Consider the following 19,065-nt stretch of genomic DNA (forward strand, 5'->3'; position numbering starts at 1 on the left):
CGCTTACGCCGGGACTGAGTGGTAATTAGAACGTGGTGGGGGTGTGGGCACTGATAATGCGGCAGATGCCTGCCGAGGTATTGCTGAAGCTGTGCGGTATGCCGGTATTGATGGCATAGCTCTGCCCTGCAACCAGGTGATAAGGCTGGCCATTAATTGTCAGCACTATTTCACCTTCCAGTATCGTACCGATCTCCTCACCCTGATGTTTGATCCTCTCTCCGGTCGTGGTTCCAGGCTGGTAAGTTTCAAAAATCATCGCCAGCGTACGGTTCGGATTTCCGTTATGAACCAGCTTCATCGAAACCCCCTGACTGCCTATTTCGATAAGGTCTTCCTGATTAATAACCACCTGCGGTTCATCAGGTTTTTCCGGTTCCGAAAAGAATTCCGAGAGCGACAGCCCATAGACTTTCAGCAGCTTTTGCAGCGTACTGATGGCAGGACTCACTTTGTCCTGCTCAATGGTGCTGATGGCACTGTGTGTTAACCCAGACAGTTCGGCGGCACGCCGCTGCGAGAGACCCAATTGCTGGCGGATCTCAGACAGACGTTTCCCTGGCGCCAGTCCGTCATCGCTCATAGTTGCATTTCCTTTACGGTAGTGGTCAAAGCCGTTGCTTCTCGGCAATGTGGCTTTGACAGGCGGTGATAAAACCATCAAACAACATACGTGAGAGGGCGTACTCGCTGCTGTTCCATTCGGGGTGCCATTGCACGCCGAGGGCAAAAGGGTGGTCATGAACGCTGACCGCTTCCACCAGCCCGTCCGTCGAGCGGGCCTCCACGCGAAGCCGTGGTCCTAACGTTCGTGCACCTTGCCCGTGTAACGAGTTTACCCAAAATGTGTTACAGCCTGGTATTAATTGAGACAGCAGTCCTCCCTCCTGAACCTGAACCTCATGAGAAGGGGCGTATTGTAGCTCAACCGGCAGTTCAGGATCTTCCCGGTGTTCAAGCAGGTCGTTCTGCTCGAACAGGCGGCGATACAGCGTTCCTCCCGTCGCAACAACCAGTTCCTGCAGCCCCCGGCAGATGGCGAAAATGGGGATGCGCCTTTCGAGCGCGGCGGCAATCAGCGCCATACTCAGAAGATCTCGCCCGGGATCGGCGTCAGGCTCATCGCCGTTTTCACCATAAAGGTGCGGCTGCACGTTACTTGGGCTGCCCGGCAGGTAAATCCCGTCCAGGGTTGGCAGCAGAGCGGTAAGTAGCTCTGGCTCTGCCAGCGCATGGGGTAAGGCAATCGGTAAGCCCCCCGCGTTAATAATGGCATTCAGGTACTTTTCTTGCAGGGTCTGGGTCTCATGACCCTTAAGCCTGTTTCTGCACATCACTACGCCAATAACTGGCTTGTTCATTATATTTTCCATGATCGCCCTCACAAAGTGGACTAAATTTAGGCCATTCTCGCCTGTGAAACGGCCTTTTCGTTCAATATTTTCTCAATCTAGCAACGGGATCTGCCTTTTGCAAACTTAATTTAACATTTGACAAACAATTTGTTTGCATACAGATTCGATAGGGTGGACATTATATTTGACAGTCCAGAGCAGCGAACGCAAATCCCAAAAACGGTGGTAAATCATGGAAACCAATATCGTAGAAGTTGAGAACTTTGTGCAGCACACGGATGAGAGGCGGGGCAGCGCCTTTACGCAGGAAGTGAAGCGCTATTTAGAAAAGTATCCTGACACCCAGTTTATTGATGTCCTTCTGACCGACCTGAACGGCTGTTTTCGCGGCAAGCGCATCCCGGTTGCCGGACTGAGCAAGCTTGAAAAAGGCTGCTATTTCCCGGCATCGGTTTTCGCCATGGACATTTTGGGTAACGTCGTGGAAGAGGCGGGCCTGGGGCAGGAGCTCGGCGAGCCGGACTGTATCTGCGTGCCGGTACCGGGCACCCTGACGCCGTCCGCCGCCGACCCGGAATACATTGGTCAGGTGCAGCTCACCATGGTCGATGAAGATGGCGCTCCCTTTGACGTTGAGCCGCGGAACGTACTCAACCGACTCTGGCAGCAGCTGCGCCAGCGCGGTCTGTTCCCCGTGGTAGCGGTAGAGCTGGAGTTCTATTTACTTGACCGTAAGCGCGATGCCGACGGCTATCTGCAGCCACCCTGCGCGCCGGGCACCGACGTACGTAACACGCAGAGTCAGGTCTACTCGGTTGATAACCTGAACCACTTTGCTGACGTGCTGAACGACATTGACGAACTGGCGCAGCTGCAGCTGATCCCCGCTGACGGAGCTGTGGCTGAGGCCTCCCCGGGCCAGTTTGAAATTAACCTGCACCATACGGAAAACGTGCTCGACGCCTGCGATGATGCGCTGGCGCTGAAACGTCTCGTCAGGCAGATGGCGGAAAAACATAAGATGCACGCCACGTTTATGGCAAAGCCGTATGAAGAGCATGCGGGCAGCGGGATGCATATTCACATCAGCATGCAAAACAACCGAGGCGAAAACGTGCTCGCAGACGCCAGCGGCGAGGATTCCGCGCTGCTGAAACGCGCGCTGGCCGGAATGATCGATCTGATGCCCGCATCCATGGCGCTGTTGGCGCCGAACGTCAACTCCTACCGCCGCTTCCAGCCGGGAATGTACGTACCGACGCAGGCGTCATGGGGACACAATAATCGCACCGTTGCCCTGCGTATCCCCTGCGGCGATCGCCATAACCATCGGGTCGAGTACCGTGTGGCGGGAGCAGACGCGAACCCGTATCTGGTGATGGCGGCGATTTTTGCCGGCATTCTGCACGGGCTGGATAACGATTTACCCCTGCAGGAAGAAGTGGAAGGCAATGGTCTGGAGCAGGACGGACTGCCGTTCCCGATTCGTCAGAGCGATGCGCTGTGGGAATTTATGCAAAACGATCATCTTCGCGAGCGGCTGGGCGAACGTTTCTGCCACGTCTATCACGCCTGCAAAAATGATGAATTACTTCAGTTTGAACGCCTGATTACCGAAACAGAAATTGAGTGGATGCTGAAAAACGCCTGATGACGTGCCCCGGTTAGGGGCCGCTTTGTTTCATCGCATACGTATCACCAAACGGCCTGCGCGGAGCCTGGCCGAAACGTTCGCTGGCACGCCAGCTATCTCCCGGGAGTCGCGTTATGGAGCGCAGGCGGCACAGGGACTTTCTTAACGACACTGTGTGACGAGGTAGGAAATGATGCAGATGTTCAACTATCCGCAGGGCGAAGGGGGCCAGTCAGGCGCCTGCTGTGAGTGCGAGCGAGAGACGCTGCGCTGGTACGATCGCGTATGTTCTTTACAACTTCCCCCTTTGCTAAGCAGGTTTGCGTTACGGTCAGCGCGATTGCAAACCACGGTAAGCATGGGGGGGATGGTTTATGGCGACTAACACCTCTCTTGATTCGCCGCGCATGGCCGGAAGAACCCGGCTGCGCAGTTCCCTCAAACTCTGGCAGGTGGTCATGATGGGGCTGGCTTACCTCACTCCCATGACCGTGTTTGATACCTTCGGCATTGTGTCCGGTATCAGCAACGGCCACGTGCCCGCCTCGTATCTGCTGGCGCTGGCGGGCGTCATGTTTACCGCCATCAGCTACGGCAAACTGGTACGACAGTTCCCGGAAGCGGGCTCCGCGTATACCTACACGCAGAAATCGATCGGCCCCCACTTAGGCTTTATGGTCGGCTGGTCATCGCTGCTGGACTATCTCTTCCTGCCGATGATCAACGTGCTGCTGGCGAAGATCTACCTTTCCGCGTTGTTCCCTGAAGTCCCGCCCTGGGTCTGGGTGGTGGGGTTTGTGACGATCCTGACGCTGGCGAACCTGAAAAGCGTTAACCTGGTCGCCAACTTTAACACCCTGTTTGTGCTGGTGCAGGTCGCCATCATGGTGGTCTTTGTCATACTCGTAGTGCATGGCTTGCACAAGGGTGAGGGGGTTGGCACCGTCTGGTCGCTCCAGCCGTTTATCAGCGAGAACGCGCACCTGCTTCCTATCATTACCGGCGCGACTATTGTCTGCTTCTCTTTCCTCGGCTTTGACGCAGTCACCACGCTGTCGGAGGAGACGCCAAACGCGGCGCGGGTTATTCCCAAAGCCATTTTCCTGACCGCACTGTATGGCGGGCTGATATTTATTGTTGCCTCGTTTTTCATGCAGCTCTTTTTCCCGACGATCGCGCGCTTCAAGAACCCGGACGCCGCACTGCCGGAAATTGCGCTGTACGTGGGCGGCAAGCTCTTCCAGTCGGTGTTTCTGTGCACCACGTTTGTGAATACGCTCGCTTCAGGCCTGGCCTCGCACGCCAGCGTCTCACGCTTATTGTACGTGATGGGGCGTGACAACGTTTTTCCGGAGCGGGTGTTTGGCTACGTGCATCCGAAGTGGCGCACTCCGGCCCTGAACGTGATTATGGTAGGGATAGTGGCGCTGTCGGCCCTGTACTTTGATCTCGTGACCGCGACGGCGCTGATCAACTTTGGCGCGCTGGTGGCGTTTACGTTTGTTAATCTCTCGGTGTACAACCATTTCTGGCGGCGTAAGGGGCTGAACAAAACGTGGAAAGATCGGCTCCACTATTTCCTGCTGCCACTCATTGGTGCCGCAACGGTCGGCGTGCTGTGGATCAACCTCGAAGCGACGTCCCTGACGCTTGGCCTCATCTGGGCGGCACTGGGTGTCCTTTACCTAACCTGGCTCACGCGCCGCTTCCGAAAACCGCCTCCACAGTTTGAAGCCGGTAAGATAGAGCAGGCCTGGGATTCCTGAACGTGAAACGGCACCAGTAAGCTGGTGCCGTTTATCTGGATCGGGCATCAGCCCGCAGGATGATTATCTCAGGCGTTTATGAAGGCTTGCACCCACCAGCAGTGCGGCACAGAGCATCAGCGCGATAAACCCGCCCACGCCGTTCCAGCCGTAGTTATGCCAGAACACACCGCCCAGCGTCCCGGCGATGCTTGAGCCCAGATAATAGCTAAACAGATACAGCGACGATGCCTGGCCTTTGGCGCGACGCGCGCGCGGGCCAATCCAGCTGCTGGCGACGGAGTGAGCGGCGAAGAAGCCTGCGGAGAAGAGCAGCATCCCGGCAAAGATAAGCCACAGGGAAGAGAAGAGCGTCAGCAGCAGGCCGAGCAGCATCACCGCGGTAAACACCAGCATCACCGGCCCGCGGCCAAAGCGTGCCGTCATCGCCCCGGCTTTCGGCGAACTCCACGTACCGGTGAGATAGGCCACGGAAAGCAAACCCACAACGGCCTGATTCAGATGCCACGGCGAGAGCATCAGCCGGTAGCCAATATAGTTAAACAGCGTCACGAAGGAACCCATCAGCAGGAATCCCATCAGAAACAGTCGCGGTAAACCTTTGTCACGCCAGTGAAGGCGGAAGTTGATAAACAGCGTTTTCGGGCGCAGAGACGTCGGGCGAAAATGGCGCGATTCTGGCAGGATTTTCCAGAACATCAGGGCCGATGCCAGCGCAAAACACCCGATCACCGCCAGCGCAATGCGCCAGCTAAAGAAGTCCGTGAATACCCCGCTCAGCAGACGCCCGCTCATGCCGCCAATCGAGTTCCCGCTGATGTACAGCCCCATCGAAAAGGCAACGAAGCTCGGGTGGATCTCCTCGCTGAGATAGGTCATCCCGACTGCCGCCACGCCGCTGAGCGAGAGCCCGATCAGCGCGCGCATCATCAAAATGCCGTGCCAGCTGGTCATCATGGTCGAGAGTAACGTACAGACCGAGGCCAGCATCAGGGCGGTTACCATCACCTGTTTACGGCCAATGGCGTCGGAGAGCGGGCCGGTAAAAAGCAGGCCAATTGCCAGCATCCCGGTTGAAATGGAAAGCGAAACGCTGCTGCTGGCAGGAGATACGCCAAACTCGTGGGAGAGAACGGGCAGGATCGGCTGAACGCAGTAGAGCAGGGCAAACGTTGCCAGACCGGCGGAAAAGAGCGCCAGCGTGACGCGCATAAACTGCGGGGTACCACGTTTGATGAACTGAACCGGCTGCGATGCTACAGGCAAATCATTAATATCTCTGGCCGGCTCGATATCAATGGTAGAAGTACGACTCACACAGTTTCCTTGCTTAAACATCCCCGTGATTTCTGGTGACGGGTATGACCACACCTTCAAGGTAGGAAAATGTAAATATTCTGTCTAATATATTAATAATCTCAAATGATACTTTAAAAATATGAATATCGAGCTGCGTCATCTTCGCTACTTTGTCGCCGTCGCTGAGGAGCTGCATTTTGGCCGCGCGGCGGCACGGCTGAACATTTCTCAGCCGCCCTTAAGCCAGCAGATTCAAATCCTCGAACAGCAGGTCGGGGCGCGTCTTCTGGCCCGCACCAACCGCAGCGTGAGCCTGACGGCAGCGGGTAAGCAGTTTCTGATCGACAGCCGACAAATTCTGAGCATGGTCGACGACGCCGCTGCCCGGGCGGAACGGCTCTATCTTGGGGAAGCCGGGGAGCTGCGGATCGGGTTTACCTCGTCCGCGCCGTTTATCAGCGCCGTCTCGCAGACGCTTTCGTCCTTCCGCCGTCATTTTCCGGATGTGCATATTCAGACGCGCGAAATTAATACCCGCGAGCAGATTGCGCCGCTTAACGAAGGTGCGCTCGATCTGGGGCTGATGCGTAATACCCAACTGCCGGACACGCTGGCATGGGAGGTTATCCTGCGCGAACCGCTGATGGCCATGATCCCGAACGATCACCCGCTGGCGTCGCGTCCGGCGGTTTCGCTGGCAGAGCTGGCAAAAGAGCCGTTTGTCTTTTTTGACCCGCAGGTCGGGACGGGCCTGTATGACGATATTCTGGGGCTAATGCGCCGCTACGATCTGGCGCCGGTCATTACCCAGGAAGTGGGAGAGGCGATGACCATTATCGGCCTGGTCGCCGCCGGGCTGGGCGTGTCGATACTCCCGGCCTCCTTTAAGCGGGTACAGCTGCGTGAGATGCGCTGGGTTGCTATCGCCGAGGAGGATGCCGTTTCGGAGATGTGGCTGGTGTGGTCAAAACATCGCGAACAGAGTCATGCTGCCCAGCGCTTCAAACAGCGGTTAATCCAGGCTTCCGCGGTCTGATATTTCCCTGGAAAACGGGTAAAAATGTGCGGTAAATCACAAGGCTAAGTAAATATTTGACGACACCCATGGAAGTGCTTCACCATAGCCAACAGTTTATTTCGAAGCTCGAAAATAAGGGAGTACGAGGTGGTTGCTGATAGTCAGCCAGGGCATATTGATCAGATTAAGCAGACCAACGCTGGCGCGGTGTATCGCCTGATTGATCAGCTTGGTCCGGTTTCGCGTATCGATCTGTCGCGCCTGGCACAGCTGGCACCTGCCAGTATCACCAAAATTGTCCGCGAAATGCTGGAAGCGCACCTGGTCCAGGAGACGGAAATTCAGGAGCCGGGCAGCCGTGGTCGTCCGGCGGTCGGCCTGGTGGTCGAGACGGAAGCCTGGCACTACCTCTCGCTGCGCATCAGCCGCGGAGAGATCTTCCTTGCGCTGCGCGATCTCAGCAGCAAGCTGGTGGTGGAAGACCGGCTTGAGCTGCCGCTCAACGCCGAGGAACCGCTTCTCGATGCGATTGTCTCCCATATCGATCGCTTCTTTATTCGCCATCAGCAGCGGCTTGAACGCTTAACGGCGATTGCCATCACCATGCCCGGCATTATTGATACCGAAAATGGTATTGTTCACCGCATGCCGTTTTACGACGATGTTAAAGAGATGCCGCTGGGCGAAGTGCTGGAAAACCATACCGGCGTGCCGGTCTATATTCAGCACGACATCAGCGCCTGGACGATGGCGGAAGCGCTGTTTGGCGCGTCGCGCGGTGCGCGGGATGTCATTCAGGTGGTCATCGACCATAACGTCGGGGCGGGGGTGATCACCGACGGACGGCTTCTCCACGCCGGGAGCAGCAGCCTGGTGGAAATTGGTCATACCCAGGTCGACCCGTACGGTAAACGCTGCTACTGCGGGAACCATGGCTGTCTGGAGACGATCGCCAGCGTGGAAAGCGTGCTCGAACTGGCGCAGGTGAGGCTCAGTCAGTCCATGAGCTCCTCGCTTCACGGCCAACCCTTAACGGTGGATTCCCTCTGCGCCGCCGCGCGTCAGGGGGATCTGCTGGCGAAGGACATTATTACCGGGGTGGGTAATAACGTAGGCCGCATTCTGGCGATTATGGTGAACCTCTTCAATCCGCAAAAAATCCTGATCGGCTCACCGCTCAGCCAGGCGGCGGAGATCCTTTTTCCGGCGATTACGGCCTGTATTCAGCAGCAGTCGCTTCCCGCCTACAGCAGAAATATTGCGGTAGAAAGTACCCAGTTTTCCAACCAGGGCACAATGGCCGGCGCGGCGCTGGTCAAAGATGCCATGTACAACGGCTCGCTGCTTATCCGCCTGTTACAGGGTTAACTCTTTTCCGCAGATGTAAGAAAAATTGCGCTATCTCAAGCCGGGTAGCGCACGCATCCCGTAGACTTCCTCCACTGAATTATTTACCTGGTTGATATTTTCGAAGCATACCCAAGAGGTGGAGTGAGTCATGCTTAAGCGTTTCTATGTTACTGGTACAGATACCTCTGTCGGCAAGACCGTTGTATCCCGCGCATTGCTGCAGGCTCTGACAGCAAGCGGTAAACGCGTCGCTGGGTACAAACCGGTCGCAAAAGGGAGTAAAGAGACGCCAGAGGGATTGCGAAATAAAGACGCCCTGGTGCTGCAAAGCGTCTCGTCACTGGAACTGCCTTACCACGCGGTCAATCCCATTGCGTTAAGCGAAGATGAAAGCAGTGTGGCGCACAGCGGCCCGATCAATTATTCCCTGTTATCCGACGGGCTGGCGAACCTGAGTGAGCAGGTCGATCACGTAGTCGTCGAAGGAACGGGCGGCTGGCGCAGCCTGATGAATGATTTACGCCCGCTGTCTGAATGGGTCGTGCAGGAACAGCTGCCGGTAGTGATGGTAGTGGGGATCCAGGAAGGGTGTATTAACCACGCGCTGCTGACGGCGCAGGCGATTGCCAATGACGGCCTGCCGCTGGCTGGCTGGGTGGCAAACCGTATTAATCCAGGCCTCGCGCACTACGCGGAGATCATCGACGTACTGAGCACCAAACTGCCTGGCCCGCTGGTGGGCGAGCTGCCTTATCTGCCTCGCGCCGAGCAGCGCGAGCTAGCGCAGTACATCGATCTCTCTGCCCTCGGTGGCGTGTTGACCGTAGATCGAGTCGTGGCGTAACGTCCGCGACAGTACGGACGCTATCACGCAGGCGACCAGTAAACCGGGCAGTAAAAAATACTGCCCGGTCATTTCACAGACCATCAGCGCCGACATAATGGGTGCATGCGTGGTCGCAGCGAGCAGCGTTGCCATCCCGGCCAGCCCCAGCAACATGGCCGTCTCAGAACCCGGCAGCCACAGCGCGAAAAGCTGCGCGAACAGCATCCCCGTAGCCATACCGACAAACAGGGTAGGCGTAAATACCCCGCCCGGCGCACCCGAACCGCTGCTTGCCAGCACCGCCAGCAATTTACAGATGAACACGCCGGCAATCACCGACAGCAGCGGCGGGGCGAGCAGAAAAGCCTGAACCACGCTGTAGCCGTTCCCCCAAACCTTCGGCGTCAAAAGAGACAGCAACCCGACAATCAAGCCGCCGAGCGCCAGCTGCCACGGCGGCGAAAGCCTGAGACGCAGGAAAAGCCCGTGGCTGAACGCCATTAGCCACATCAGCAGCGGTCCGCAGAGACCTGCCAGCAGCCCCATCGCGATCAGCAGGGCATAATCTGCCGCGGTGAGTATGCCGCTCAGATGGACCTCGTAGAGCGTACCGGCACCCGGTGCCAGGAGTTGCGTCGTAAGAAGTGCCACCACCGCCGCAATCACCACGGGGCCGAGCGAGGCCAGCATCAGCGTGCCAAACAGAATCTCTGCAATGAACAGGCTTCCCGCTAACGGAGCATGGTAGGCGCTGGCCATCCCGGCGGCGGCGCCACAGGCGATCCAAAGCTTCCATTCCGTTTTGGGCGTAAAGCGCCGGGCAAAAAAGGAGGCGGCGAGGGCGGCAAGCAGGATCATGGCCCCTTCGCGGCCGATGGCGCTTCCGCTGGCAACGACCAGCAGCGAAGCAAGAGATTTAACGAGGCTCGCGCCGTAATCAAACTGACCGTCGCCGGTCTCCAGCGCTTCCATATAATCGGTGGGGGCATGAGGCCGCTGGGCGGTCAGGCGCTGCCATCCCCAGAGCAACAGCCCGGCAGCCAGCCCGCCCAACGCGGGCGTCAGCGCGCGCCTCCAGGGGGAGAGCGACGCGGCGGCATTCACCAGGCTGCCGCTGTCGTTGCTCAGAAGCAGCCACTCCAGCAGGTACATGCTGTGGCGGAACACCGCAACGGCCAGCGCGGCCAGCACGCCGGTGACGGTGGCAATCAGGAGTCGGCGAAACATTGCGCGGATGTCGGGGTACGTATGAAGACGTTGCATGGGTTGCGAGTAAACGGGGACGATACAATATTGTGGCGGGAAATCGTGGGGTTAGCAAAAGGTATGCGTGCGAAAAAGCCGGGCGATGCCCGGCTGGAAAAATTAACTGTCGCTATGAATATTCAGCGCCCGGCGCGTACGTCCTGAGCTCAAGTATTCGGCAATATAATCCTGCGAAATCTCGCCGTTGTAGCGCCCGTCCTCATCCACGATCGGCATCCAGCTGGTGTTGCTCTCATACAGGCGTGACAGCACCACGCGCAGGTTGTCTTCGGCTTTGCCGGTCATGCGGAACGGATGCAGGATGTCGGCGCAGGTCCCGCTGGCGTTACGCGCTTCGCGACGCTTCACAAAGCCCAGCGGCTTGCCGTGCTCGTCAACCACGGTAATCGCGCGAATATCGTTATCATCCATGGTTGCAAAGGCTTCCGGGAGCGGAGTCGAACCCCGTACCGTAATGGTCGGCTGCTGGTCGGTGACGTCGCCGGCCGAGACCAGCAGCAGGCGCTTCAGCGTGCGGTCCTGACCGACAAACGAGCCGACAAACTCGTTCGCCGGTTTCGCCAGCAGTTCATCCGGGCTGGCACACTGGACGATTTTTCCCTGACGGAATACCGCAATGCGGTCGCCGAGCTTAAGGGCTTCGTCGATATCGTGGCTGACCAGCATGACGGTTTTTTTCAGCTTGCGCTGCATCTCCAGGAACTGGTTCTGGATCACCTCACGGTTGATCGGGTCCACCGCGCCGAACGGTTCATCCATCAGCAGTACCGGAGGATCCGCCGCCAGGGCGCGAATAACGCCAATACGCTGCTGCTGGCCGCCGGACATCTCGCGCGGATAACGGTGGAGGAACTTGTGCGGATCCATTGCCACCATATCCATCAGCTCTTCGGCGCGGGCTTTGCAGCGCGCTTTATCCCAGCCCAGCATGCGCGGCACGACGGTGATGTTCTCTTCAATGGTCATGTTCGGGAACAGGCCAATCTGCTGGATCACGTAGCCGATGTTGCGGCGCAGGGTCACGGTGTCCATCCCGTTGGTGTCCTCGCCGTTAATCAGGATGTTTCCGCTGCTTGGGGTGATGAGACGGTTAATCATCTTCAGGGTGGTGGTTTTCCCGCAGCCGGATGGGCCGAGCAGGACGCACATTTCCCCTTCGGGCACGTTCAGGTTGACGTTATCGACGGCCTTAAAGGTCTGGCCGTGCTTCTGTGAAAATTGTTTGGTGAGGTTTTCCAGTTTTATCATTATCGAATCCCCTTTGGAGTCAGAACCACCTGCAGACGGTGCAGCAGCCAGTCGAGCACAATCGCTAAAAGACAGATCATCAGCGCGCCCGCAATCAACATACGAATATCGCTTCCGCCGATGCCGTTAAGCAGCAGCAGGCCAAGTCCGCCCGCGCCAATCACGGCGGCAATCGCCATCACGCCGATGTTCATCACCACGGCGGTGCGGATCCCGCCGAAAATCACCGGCAGCGCCATCGGAATTTCCACCCAGCGCAGACGCTGCCAGAACGTCATGCCGATGCCGCGTCCGGCTTCGCGCAGGCCCGGCGGCAGGCTGTCGAGCGCCGTGTGGGTGTTACGCACGATCGGCAGCAGCGAGTAGAGAAACACCGCCGTGATTGCGGGCAGGGCGCCAATCCCCTGACCGATCAGCGAAAACAGCGGGATCATCAGGCCAAACAGGGCAATGGACGGGATGGTCAACACGATGGTGGCAATCCCCAGCACCGGCGTCGCCAGCCACTTGTGGCGCACAATCAAAATGCCCAACGGGACGCCGATGATAATCGCTAAGCCCACGGCCAGCGCCACCAGCCACAGATGCTGCAGCGTCAGGGTTAACAGATAGTCCCAGTTGTCCAGAATGTAGTGAACGGTATCCATAGCGCCTCCTACAGCAGCTGTTTGCTACGCAGGAAATCGCGGGCGACCTGCTGCGGTGACTGATGGTCAATATCCACCTTCTTGTTCAGCTCGGTGATAACGTCGTTGTTGAGCTGGGCCGAGAGGGTATTGAGCGCCTCTTCCAGACCGGGATTGGCCTCCAGGGTGTCCTTGCGCACCACCGGGGTGACCGCGTAGCTCGGGAAGAAGCCTTTATCATCTTCCAGCACTTTGAGATCAAAGCCCTTCACGCGCCCGTCGGTGGTATAAACCAGCCCGGCGTCGACGAAGCCGTCGCGCACGGCGTTATAGACCAGACCCGGGTCCATCTGACGGATTTGCGGACGGTCCAGATCCATCTTATAGGCCTCCTGCAGTGGCTTCATGCCGTCGCTGCGCCCGGCAAATTCAAGGTCTAAGCCCAGCAGCCAGTTTTTGTCCGGGTTGGTTTTGCGAACCTGTTCAATTTTCGCCACCATCTCCGACATGGTGTTGATATGCTCCGCCTCGGCGCGCTTGCGCTGCATGGCGAAAGCGTAGGTGTTGTTCATATCGGCGGGTTTGAGCCACACCAGACCGTGCTTCGCATCCAGGCGCTTCACCGTCTCCCAGGACTCCTGCGGCGACATGCGCTTGTTGATGTGGTTGAAGATGATCAGCGACGTGCCGGTGTACTCCCAGGTCATATCAATCTGCTTGTTGATCATCGCGTTGCGGGAGATCACCGTGGCGATATTGGTTTTTGGCTGAACCTGAAAACCTTTCTTTTGCAGGTACTGTACGGTCATCGCCGAGAGAATGTGCTGTTCGGTAAAGCTCTTGGTCGCCAGAATCAGCGGGGCTGCCATCGCCTGGCCGGTGAACAGCGCCGCGGCACACAGCGCCGCAAGGCTGGATATCAGTCTCATAAAAGCTCCTTGTTATTGTTATCGAGCGAGATGGGGACTCATCACGCGACCCAGCGCCGCCAGCAGGGTGTCGAGGATCAGGGCGAACAGGGCGGTGGCCGCCGCGCCGAGGATCAGGGTTGGGAAATCGTTCAGGTAAATGCCCGGGAAAATCAGCTCGCCGTAGCTGCTGGCGCCAATCAGAAACGCCAGCGGCGCGGTACCGACGTTAATGGCGGTGGCGATGCGGATCCCCGAGAGCATAACCGGCCAGGCGTTGGGCAGCTCAACCTGGCACAGGCGCTGCCATTTGGTCATCCCAATCCCGTTTGCCGCTTCCAGCAGCGACGACGGGACGGAGCTCAGCCCGGCGTAGGTATTGCGCACAATCGGCAGCAGCGAGGCGAGGAACAGGGCGATGATGGCGGGCGTATCGCCGATACCAATCACCACCATCGCCAGCGCCAGCACGGCCAGCGGCGGCAGGGTGTTGCCGACATTAAAGATTTGCATCACGTATTCGGCGACGCCCCGCGCGGCCGGACGGCTCAGCAGAATACCGGCCGGAATGCCCACCAGCAGGGCAAAAAACATCGACGAGAAAACCAGAATCATGTGCTGTTGCCCGAGGTAGACCAGGTCAACCTGGCGCGCCTTGATTGTCTCAAGCCCGATTCCCCAGACGAGGAGGGCGAGGACCACGAGAATGGCGCCGACAAACAGCAGCGAGCGTTTGAGTAATGGGTGCATTGCGGTGTGTCTCCCTGTGCGCATGCGTTATAGCAACCACCGGTTGCCTGTTGTTATGCCATGTTTCGGCAGGGGTAATTGACCTATAGCAAGCGTTTGGGAAGGGTTCCAGCGAAGGGGGGAAATCAGTAACCCTATGAAATTAGTGACAACCTTAATTAAAGCCTTATGGCGTAAGGGCTGGTTGCGTGCCGGGCAGAATAGTCCTAAAGCGAATTTTCAATAGTGACAGTGTCACATATTAAAGGGCGCCCTTACGCCGAGAGTCGTTCGTTATTTAGATAGAGGCACGAACCCGGCGAACGCGAACCGAGATGCTAATGATAGAAAAAATGGCAACAATCGCGAGCAGCAGCCCAAGCGCCAGCATGGCGTTAAACCCAATCCATCTGAACAACAGCAGCCCAGCAATCCCTCCGCTCATAAACGAGAAAATGGTGGTTAAGTGAGTTTTCAGCTGACTTTTTTGTGCCGCGGTATCCTTCGAGTAATCCCTGCGAAGCATCGCCACCAGCACGGAGGCCAGTGATATGCCTGCATCCGTTAGCGTGCCGGTAATGTGCGTCGATCTCACCCGCCCTCCGGAGAGCTGCGTGGAGGTTGAATTATGAATGCCCATCAGGCCGCACAGAAAAATAATAATCTCGCGGTTGCTCGTGAGGGCGTGGAAATACATCTCGTAGAGAGAGATGCCGGTCAATAGTACCCCCTCGACAAAAAGGATTTGGCAAAAAACCAGCCTGATATTGTGGATAATGCCCCAGAGTACAATAAGACGAGCAAGGATGGCGCCGGTGACAAAAGAGAGAATAATCGAGCCAAAGAAAATCATATCGTTCAGATCGGTGGAGGAGACTTCGCTGGATAATTGTGAGGTATTGCCGGTCATGTGAGAGGGGAAAAAGCCAAATGCCCCAAGGGCGATGGCGTTAAGCAAACCTGCCGAGGTCGCCAGCCAGAGGGCAAACCGACGATCCTCCTTATGCGTTCGTTCTTTCTTGAGTCTAATCAGCAAGAATACCTCCGGGTTGAGCTTTGCCTGAATAGTCAGGCTAGCAAAGCGGTGCAACGGGCTGTCCAGGATATGGCTTAATTATTATTCTCTCTGACGCCAATCAGGGTTTAGTAATTAAATAAAATATCCTTACTCAAGGTGTGGGCGTAAATAATTTATATCATGCCGTTATTGCCGTGACGCAAAAACGCTGGGCGCTGGTTGAGGCGCTCATACCAGGCCTCAATCGCCGGCACGTCGGGCTTGTCAAACGGCGTCATCTTCCAGCGATTCACCGACAGCCCAAGCACCACGTCCGCAAGGGTAAACGTCTCGCCCGCCGCAAAGGCCCCGGTGCGCTGCAGCTGGTTTTCCAGAATGGTGATGCAGTGGTTCCACTCTTTTATTCCCGCCGCAATGCGCGCAGGGTCGTTAAAGTCCGGGTTTTTTCGTCCCAGCGCCGGGAAGACATAGCGCCAGGCGTTATTGAATTCAGTTGCCTGCCAGTCCATCCAGCGCTCAACGTTGGCGCAGGCCTGCGGCTCTGCAGGCAGCAGATCGTGACGTCCGGCCTTGCGCACCAGATAGCGGCAGATGGCGTTGGACTCCCACAGCACGAAATCGTCATCCATCAGCACCGGCACCATGGCGTTGGGGTTCAGCGCGCGGAAGTCATCCGTTTCTGTTGAGGCAAAACCGCTGCCGTAGTCTTCCTGCAGGTAAGGGATGCCCGCTTCTTCACAGGTCCAGAGCACTTTACGAACGTTGATGGAGGTGGTTTTACCGAGGATGTTAATCATGACGCCGTTTCTCTTCAGGGGGATTAATCATTTAAAAACAATACACCCTTTGCGCGAAGAGGGAGGGATAATATTGAGTAAGGAGTGCTCTGTACGGGCAGGTCAGCGCGTTTTAAGCGGAAACGTTACGTCTTCAGGGGCGTAATGGCGGTTATTCCGCGCCGTTTTCTCCAGAGGCGCCTGCTTGCTTAATGCATGGAAAAAATTTAGGCTAACATCAGAGATATGCTTGCTCATTAAAGGCTTAGAAATGGAAAAAATAACCCCTGAATATACGTCCGTTGACTTATCTCGTTGGGCAAGGAAAGAACATTTTGAGATTTTTCAGGGGTTCGCTCAGTCGACGTTTAACCAGACGGTTTTAATCGATATTACTGCGCTGTTAAAACATATCAAAGCGGTCGGCTGGAAATTTTACCCGACTATTATTTTTCTCATTTCGAAAATCGTCAACAGTCATCCGGAATTCCGTATGGCCATGAAAGACAATGAGCTTATTATATGGAATGAAGTTCATCCAAACTATACCATTTTCCATAATGAAACAGAGACCTTTTCATCATTATGGAGCCATTACGATGGCAATATTCAGCACTTCCAGAACACCTATACTGAAGACATTGCGCGCTACGGTAATAATTTTTCTTATTGGCCTAAAGAAGAATCCCGGGAAAATATTTTTTTCATATCGGGTATTCCCTGGGTGAGTTTTACCAGCTTTAACGTCAACGTTGCGCACATGAAGAACTTTTTTGCCCCTATGTTTACGCTTGGAAAATACTATGAACAAGATGGCAAAGTATTATTGCCCCTTGCCGTTCAGGTTCATCATTCCGTGTGCGATGGTTTCCATGTGGCTAGATTGTACAATGAATTACAAGAGATGATTGATGCCTTGCCGCAATCCGGCGCGTGACGTTAATAAAAAGCCGCAAGCAGCATGCTGCTTGCGGCGTCAGGCTCGGTGACGATGTGGCAATCAGGCAGCTTTTACCGCTCTGATTTTTTTACTGTCAGCCGCAGGGGCATCGAGAGCAGGGAGCTTGCTGGTGCGCAGAATATGCTGCACGGTCTCTTTCTGCTCGGCGAGATACAGACCAAGATTTTCAGCCTGCGTTTCATCCATCTGCATTCCGCTTTGCAACAGCCAGTCGGTGAACGCGTCTGCCATATCGAGCAGCTTGTCGTGAGCGTCAGCCTCTTTCTTACTGGCAAATGTCATTTTCTCTTCACCTTTTCTTACGACAACATATTTTATTTCAACAGCCATCACGCACCTCTCATACTGTATTTATATACAGTATAACAGCTTCGGGATGATGTTGCAGTAAAAAGTGAGCTACTGGTGCATCGGCTGCGTTTCACGGCCGCCGATACTGCGTCGCCATGCGCCAGGTGCCTGACCGAATTGGCGCTTAAAGCTGCGGTTGAACGACTGCTGAGAGTCAAACCCGAGCGCGATTGCCACGTTCAGGATGGGCTCATCGCTGTGGGCTAAGCGCTCAACCGATTTTTGCAGCTTTTGCGCGCGAATATAGCCGGCGAGGGGATAGCCCGTGTGCTCTTTAAACAGGCGCTGGAGGTGCCATTTCGAGTAGCCGGAGCGCCTGGAGACGGTCTCAATGTCCAGGCGACTGTCGAGGTTGTTATCAATCCAGTCGAGTAAATCATGCATAAATGCGCCAGTGTTCATCAGGTTTCCCCCACGCAGCGATAGAAAGGTATCTTTATCTGTTGCATTTTAAGGTGGCCTGGTTTCTCGATAATTGCAAGTTTTATTGTTGCATTTAAATCCTTGCCCGAAACGGGCCTTTTAACGCCGCCTCAAATAGCACATAAAGTGCAACAATTATTCTTGCACTTAGTTAGGCGCATTCCTACAATCGCCGCGATAGTGTATTCGAAACTGTTACAGTTTTGTGGCGATGAACGACACAAATGGCCTTAAGCCAGCCCGGACAAAGGAAGTGGCGCGGCACCTCCCGCTGCGTCTTGCCCGGCGGCTACAATTACCGGAATAAAAATAATGAGCCTGCAAAAAACCTGGGGAAACTATCATCTGAATGCGCTGGGAGCGATGATGCTCTCCGTGCTGCTCGTCGGATGTGATGACAGCGTCGCGCAAAACGCCGCGCCGCCCGCGCCCGCCGTTAATGCTGCAGACGTGGTTGTGAAATCCATTAGCCAGTGGGATAGCTTTAACGGCCGGATTGAAGCCGTGGAAAGCGTGCAGCTTCGTCCCCGTGTCTCTGGCTACATCGACAAAGTGAATTTCACCGACGGCCAGGAGGTGAAAAAGGGTGAGGTGCTGTTCACGATTGATGACCGAACCTATCGCGCCGCGCTGGAGCAGGCGCAGGCGACGCTGGAGAGAGCCAAAACGCAGGCCGGCCTGGCGCGAAGCGAGGCTAACCGTACCGATAAACTCATTAATACCAACCTGGTATCCCGTGAAGAGTGGGAGCAGCGCCGTTCGGCCGCCATTCAGGCGCAGGCCGATATTCGCGCAGCCCAGGCTGCGGTAGACGCCGCGCAACTGAATCTCGACTTCACCAAAGTGACGGCTCCTATTGATGGTCGCGCCAGCCGGGCGTTAATCACCAGCGGCAATCTGGTCTCCGCGGGCGACAGCGCCAGCGTGCTCACCACCCTGGTCTCGCAGAAGACGGTTTACGTCTACTTTGACGTGGATGAGTCAACCTATCTTCACTATCAAAATCTCGCCCGCAACGGGCAGGGGGCGTCCAGCCACCATACGGCGCTACCGGTTGAGATCGGCCTTGCCGGCGAGGAGGGCTACCCCCATCAGGGTAAAGTGGATTTCCTTGATAATCAGCTCACGCCGAGTACCGGTACGATCCGCATGCGCGCGCTGCTGGATAACGCGCAGCGTCAGTTCACGCCGGGACTCTTTGCCCGCGTGCGCCTGCCGGGCAGCGCGGAATTCCAGGCCATGCTTATTGACGACAAAGCGGTACTGACTGACCAGGATCGCAAGTATGTCTATATCGTGGATAAAGAGGGTAAAGCGCAGCGTCGCGATATTACGCCGGGGCGTCTGGCCGACGGTTTACGCATCGTGCAGCAGGGACTGAAACCTGGCGATAAGGTCATCGTTGACGGTCTACAGAAAGTGTTCATGCCGGGTATGCCGGTGAACGCGAAAACCGTCGCCATGACCGCCAGCACCGCCCTCAACTGATCACTTGACCTGAGAATCCTTCCC

The 19,065-nt window shown here is 56.3% G+C and carries 19 protein-coding genes; 7 read left to right on the forward strand and 12 right to left on the reverse strand.

Annotation, left to right across the window (positions count from 1 at the left end; all coding sequences use genetic code 11):
- Nucleotides 1-25: 25 nt before the first annotated feature.
- A complete protein-coding gene (puuR, locus tag ACMGGH_RS15430) occupies nt 26-583 on the reverse strand; it encodes an HTH-type transcriptional regulator PuuR (protein ID WP_013096835.1) in 558 nt (185 codons plus the stop codon).
- A 25-nt stretch (nt 584-608) separates the two neighbouring features.
- Nucleotides 609-1,373: a gamma-glutamyl-gamma-aminobutyrate hydrolase gene (puuD, locus tag ACMGGH_RS15435; RefSeq protein ID WP_028012974.1), complete on the reverse strand. Its 765-nt coding sequence runs from the start codon at nt 1,371-1,373 to the stop codon at nt 609-611.
- Between the two features lie 214 nt (nt 1,374-1,587).
- Between puuD and ACMGGH_RS15440 the strand changes: the two genes are divergently transcribed.
- Complete coding sequence (locus tag ACMGGH_RS15440) at nt 1,588-3,006, forward strand: glutamine synthetase family protein (RefSeq protein WP_024909135.1); 1,419 nt, start codon at nt 1,588-1,590, stop codon at nt 3,004-3,006.
- A 356-nt stretch (nt 3,007-3,362) separates the two neighbouring features.
- On the forward strand, nt 3,363-4,754 hold the full coding sequence (locus ACMGGH_RS15445; protein WP_063153918.1) for an APC family permease: 1,392 nt from the start codon (nt 3,363-3,365) through the stop codon (nt 4,752-4,754).
- A 63-nt stretch (nt 4,755-4,817) separates the two neighbouring features.
- Here ACMGGH_RS15445 and ACMGGH_RS15450 read toward each other — a convergent pair whose 3' ends face one another.
- On the reverse strand, nt 4,818-6,071 hold the full coding sequence (locus ACMGGH_RS15450) for an MFS transporter (protein WP_028012977.1): 1,254 nt from the start codon (nt 6,069-6,071) through the stop codon (nt 4,818-4,820).
- Nucleotides 6,072-6,192: 121 nt separating this feature from the next.
- Here ACMGGH_RS15450 and ACMGGH_RS15455 point away from each other — a divergent pair, with 121 nt between their 5' ends.
- From ACMGGH_RS15455 to bioD, 3 genes are all read left to right on the forward strand, one after another.
- Complete coding sequence (locus ACMGGH_RS15455; protein ID WP_028012978.1) at nt 6,193-7,089, forward strand: LysR family transcriptional regulator; 897 nt, start codon at nt 6,193-6,195, stop codon at nt 7,087-7,089.
- 129 nt (nt 7,090-7,218) lie between these two features.
- Nucleotides 7,219-8,439, forward strand: coding sequence for a sugar metabolism global transcriptional regulator Mlc (mlc, locus tag ACMGGH_RS15460; protein WP_041910244.1), 1,221 nt, complete (start codon nt 7,219-7,221; stop codon nt 8,437-8,439).
- Nucleotides 8,440-8,569: 130 nt separating this feature from the next.
- Nucleotides 8,570-9,265 carry a dethiobiotin synthase gene (bioD, locus tag ACMGGH_RS15465; RefSeq protein WP_420299132.1) on the forward strand — a complete coding sequence of 232 codons (696 nt, stop codon included), beginning with the start codon at nt 8,570-8,572 and terminating at the stop codon, nt 9,263-9,265.
- Here bioD and clcB read toward each other — a convergent pair.
- The 7 genes from clcB to ACMGGH_RS15500 form a co-directional block, all read right to left on the reverse strand.
- On the reverse strand, nt 9,200-10,510 hold the full coding sequence (clcB, locus tag ACMGGH_RS15470; protein ID WP_227441673.1) for a voltage-gated ClC-type chloride channel ClcB: 1,311 nt from the start codon (nt 10,508-10,510) through the stop codon (nt 9,200-9,202). The two genes, bioD and clcB, sit on opposite strands and share 66 nt — an antisense overlap.
- 102 nt (nt 10,511-10,612) lie before the next feature.
- On the reverse strand, nt 10,613-11,761 hold the full coding sequence (osmV, locus tag ACMGGH_RS15475; RefSeq protein WP_028012982.1) for an osmoprotectant ABC transporter ATP-binding protein OsmV: 1,149 nt from the start codon (nt 11,759-11,761) through the stop codon (nt 10,613-10,615).
- A complete protein-coding gene (osmW, locus tag ACMGGH_RS15480) occupies nt 11,761-12,408 on the reverse strand; it encodes an osmoprotectant ABC transporter permease OsmW (RefSeq protein WP_028012983.1) in 648 nt (215 codons plus the stop codon). The genes osmV and osmW overlap by 1 nt, the downstream gene beginning before the upstream one ends.
- Nucleotides 12,409-12,416: 8 nt before the next feature.
- The gene (osmX, locus tag ACMGGH_RS15485) at nt 12,417-13,316 is read right to left on the reverse strand and encodes an osmoprotectant ABC transporter substrate-binding protein OsmX (RefSeq protein WP_041910236.1); all 900 of its coding nucleotides are present in this window, start codon (nt 13,314-13,316) and stop codon (nt 12,417-12,419) included.
- 18 nt (nt 13,317-13,334) lie between these two features.
- Nucleotides 13,335-14,045, reverse strand: coding sequence for an osmoprotectant ABC transporter permease OsmY (osmY, locus tag ACMGGH_RS15490; RefSeq protein ID WP_232948180.1), 711 nt, complete (start codon nt 14,043-14,045; stop codon nt 13,335-13,337).
- Between the two features lie 277 nt (nt 14,046-14,322).
- A complete protein-coding gene (locus ACMGGH_RS15495) occupies nt 14,323-15,060 on the reverse strand; it encodes a YoaK family protein (RefSeq protein ID WP_420299133.1) in 738 nt (245 codons plus the stop codon).
- Between the two features lie 155 nt (nt 15,061-15,215).
- The gene (locus tag ACMGGH_RS15500) at nt 15,216-15,839 is read right to left on the reverse strand and encodes a glutathione S-transferase family protein (protein WP_028012987.1); all 624 of its coding nucleotides are present in this window, start codon (nt 15,837-15,839) and stop codon (nt 15,216-15,218) included.
- Between the two features lie 250 nt (nt 15,840-16,089).
- Here ACMGGH_RS15500 and catA point away from each other — a divergent pair, with 250 nt between their 5' ends.
- On the forward strand, nt 16,090-16,755 hold the full coding sequence (catA, locus tag ACMGGH_RS15505) for a type A chloramphenicol O-acetyltransferase (RefSeq protein ID WP_232948182.1): 666 nt from the start codon (nt 16,090-16,092) through the stop codon (nt 16,753-16,755).
- 63 nt (nt 16,756-16,818) lie between these two features.
- Here catA and ACMGGH_RS15510 read toward each other — a convergent pair whose 3' ends face one another.
- Both ACMGGH_RS15510 and ACMGGH_RS15515 read right to left on the reverse strand, forming a co-directional pair.
- Nucleotides 16,819-17,109, reverse strand: a complete 291-nt coding sequence (locus ACMGGH_RS15510; protein WP_028012989.1) for a YebG family protein — start codon at nt 17,107-17,109, stop codon at nt 16,819-16,821.
- A 69-nt stretch (nt 17,110-17,178) separates the two neighbouring features.
- On the reverse strand, nt 17,179-17,532 hold the full coding sequence (locus ACMGGH_RS15515) for a helix-turn-helix domain-containing protein (protein WP_028012990.1): 354 nt from the start codon (nt 17,530-17,532) through the stop codon (nt 17,179-17,181).
- A 333-nt stretch (nt 17,533-17,865) separates the two neighbouring features.
- Between ACMGGH_RS15515 and ACMGGH_RS15520 the strand changes: the two genes are divergently transcribed.
- Complete coding sequence (locus tag ACMGGH_RS15520) at nt 17,866-19,041, forward strand: efflux RND transporter periplasmic adaptor subunit (protein WP_045261449.1); 1,176 nt, start codon at nt 17,866-17,868, stop codon at nt 19,039-19,041.
- The last annotated feature ends 24 nt before the right edge of the window (nt 19,042-19,065 follow it).

Origin of the sequence: Enterobacter sp. BNK-16 (genome assembly GCF_048684955.1) — a bacterium.
GTDB classification, from domain to species: Bacteria; Pseudomonadota; Gammaproteobacteria; order Enterobacterales; family Enterobacteriaceae; genus Enterobacter; species Enterobacter bugandensis.

Bases quoted from the DNA above. Each gene is read 5' to 3' on its own strand.
- puuR (WP_013096835.1), bottom strand. From the start codon at position 583: ATGAGCGATGACGGACTGGCGCCAGGGAAACGTCTGTCTGAGATCCGC.
- puuD (WP_028012974.1), bottom strand. From the start codon at position 1,373: ATGGAAAATATAATGAACAAGCCAGTTATTGGCGTAGTGATGTGCAGA.
- ACMGGH_RS15440 (WP_024909135.1), top strand. From the start codon at position 1,588: ATGGAAACCAATATCGTAGAAGTTGAGAACTTTGTGCAGCACACGGAT.
- ACMGGH_RS15445 (WP_063153918.1), top strand. From the start codon at position 3,363: ATGGCGACTAACACCTCTCTTGATTCGCCGCGCATGGCCGGAAGAACC.
- ACMGGH_RS15455 (WP_028012978.1), top strand. From the start codon at position 6,193: ATGAATATCGAGCTGCGTCATCTTCGCTACTTTGTCGCCGTCGCTGAG.
- bioD (WP_420299132.1), top strand. From the start codon at position 8,570: ATGCTTAAGCGTTTCTATGTTACTGGTACAGATACCTCTGTCGGCAAG.
- clcB (WP_227441673.1), bottom strand. From the start codon at position 10,510: ATGCAACGTCTTCATACGTACCCCGACATCCGCGCAATGTTTCGCCGA.
- osmV (WP_028012982.1), bottom strand. From the start codon at position 11,761: ATGATAAAACTGGAAAACCTCACCAAACAATTTTCACAGAAGCACGGC.
- osmW (WP_028012983.1), bottom strand. From the start codon at position 12,408: ATGGATACCGTTCACTACATTCTGGACAACTGGGACTATCTGTTAACC.
- osmX (WP_041910236.1), bottom strand. From the start codon at position 13,316: ATGAGACTGATATCCAGCCTTGCGGCGCTGTGTGCCGCGGCGCTGTTC.
- osmY (WP_232948180.1), bottom strand. From the start codon at position 14,045: ATGCACCCATTACTCAAACGCTCGCTGCTGTTTGTCGGCGCCATTCTC.
- ACMGGH_RS15500 (WP_028012987.1), bottom strand. From the start codon at position 15,839: ATGATTAACATCCTCGGTAAAACCACCTCCATCAACGTTCGTAAAGTG.
- catA (WP_232948182.1), top strand. From the start codon at position 16,090: ATGGAAAAAATAACCCCTGAATATACGTCCGTTGACTTATCTCGTTGG.
- ACMGGH_RS15510 (WP_028012989.1), bottom strand. From the start codon at position 17,109: ATGGCTGTTGAAATAAAATATGTTGTCGTAAGAAAAGGTGAAGAGAAA.
- ACMGGH_RS15515 (WP_028012990.1), bottom strand. From the start codon at position 17,532: ATGAACACTGGCGCATTTATGCATGATTTACTCGACTGGATTGATAAC.
- ACMGGH_RS15520 (WP_045261449.1), top strand. From the start codon at position 17,866: ATGAGCCTGCAAAAAACCTGGGGAAACTATCATCTGAATGCGCTGGGA.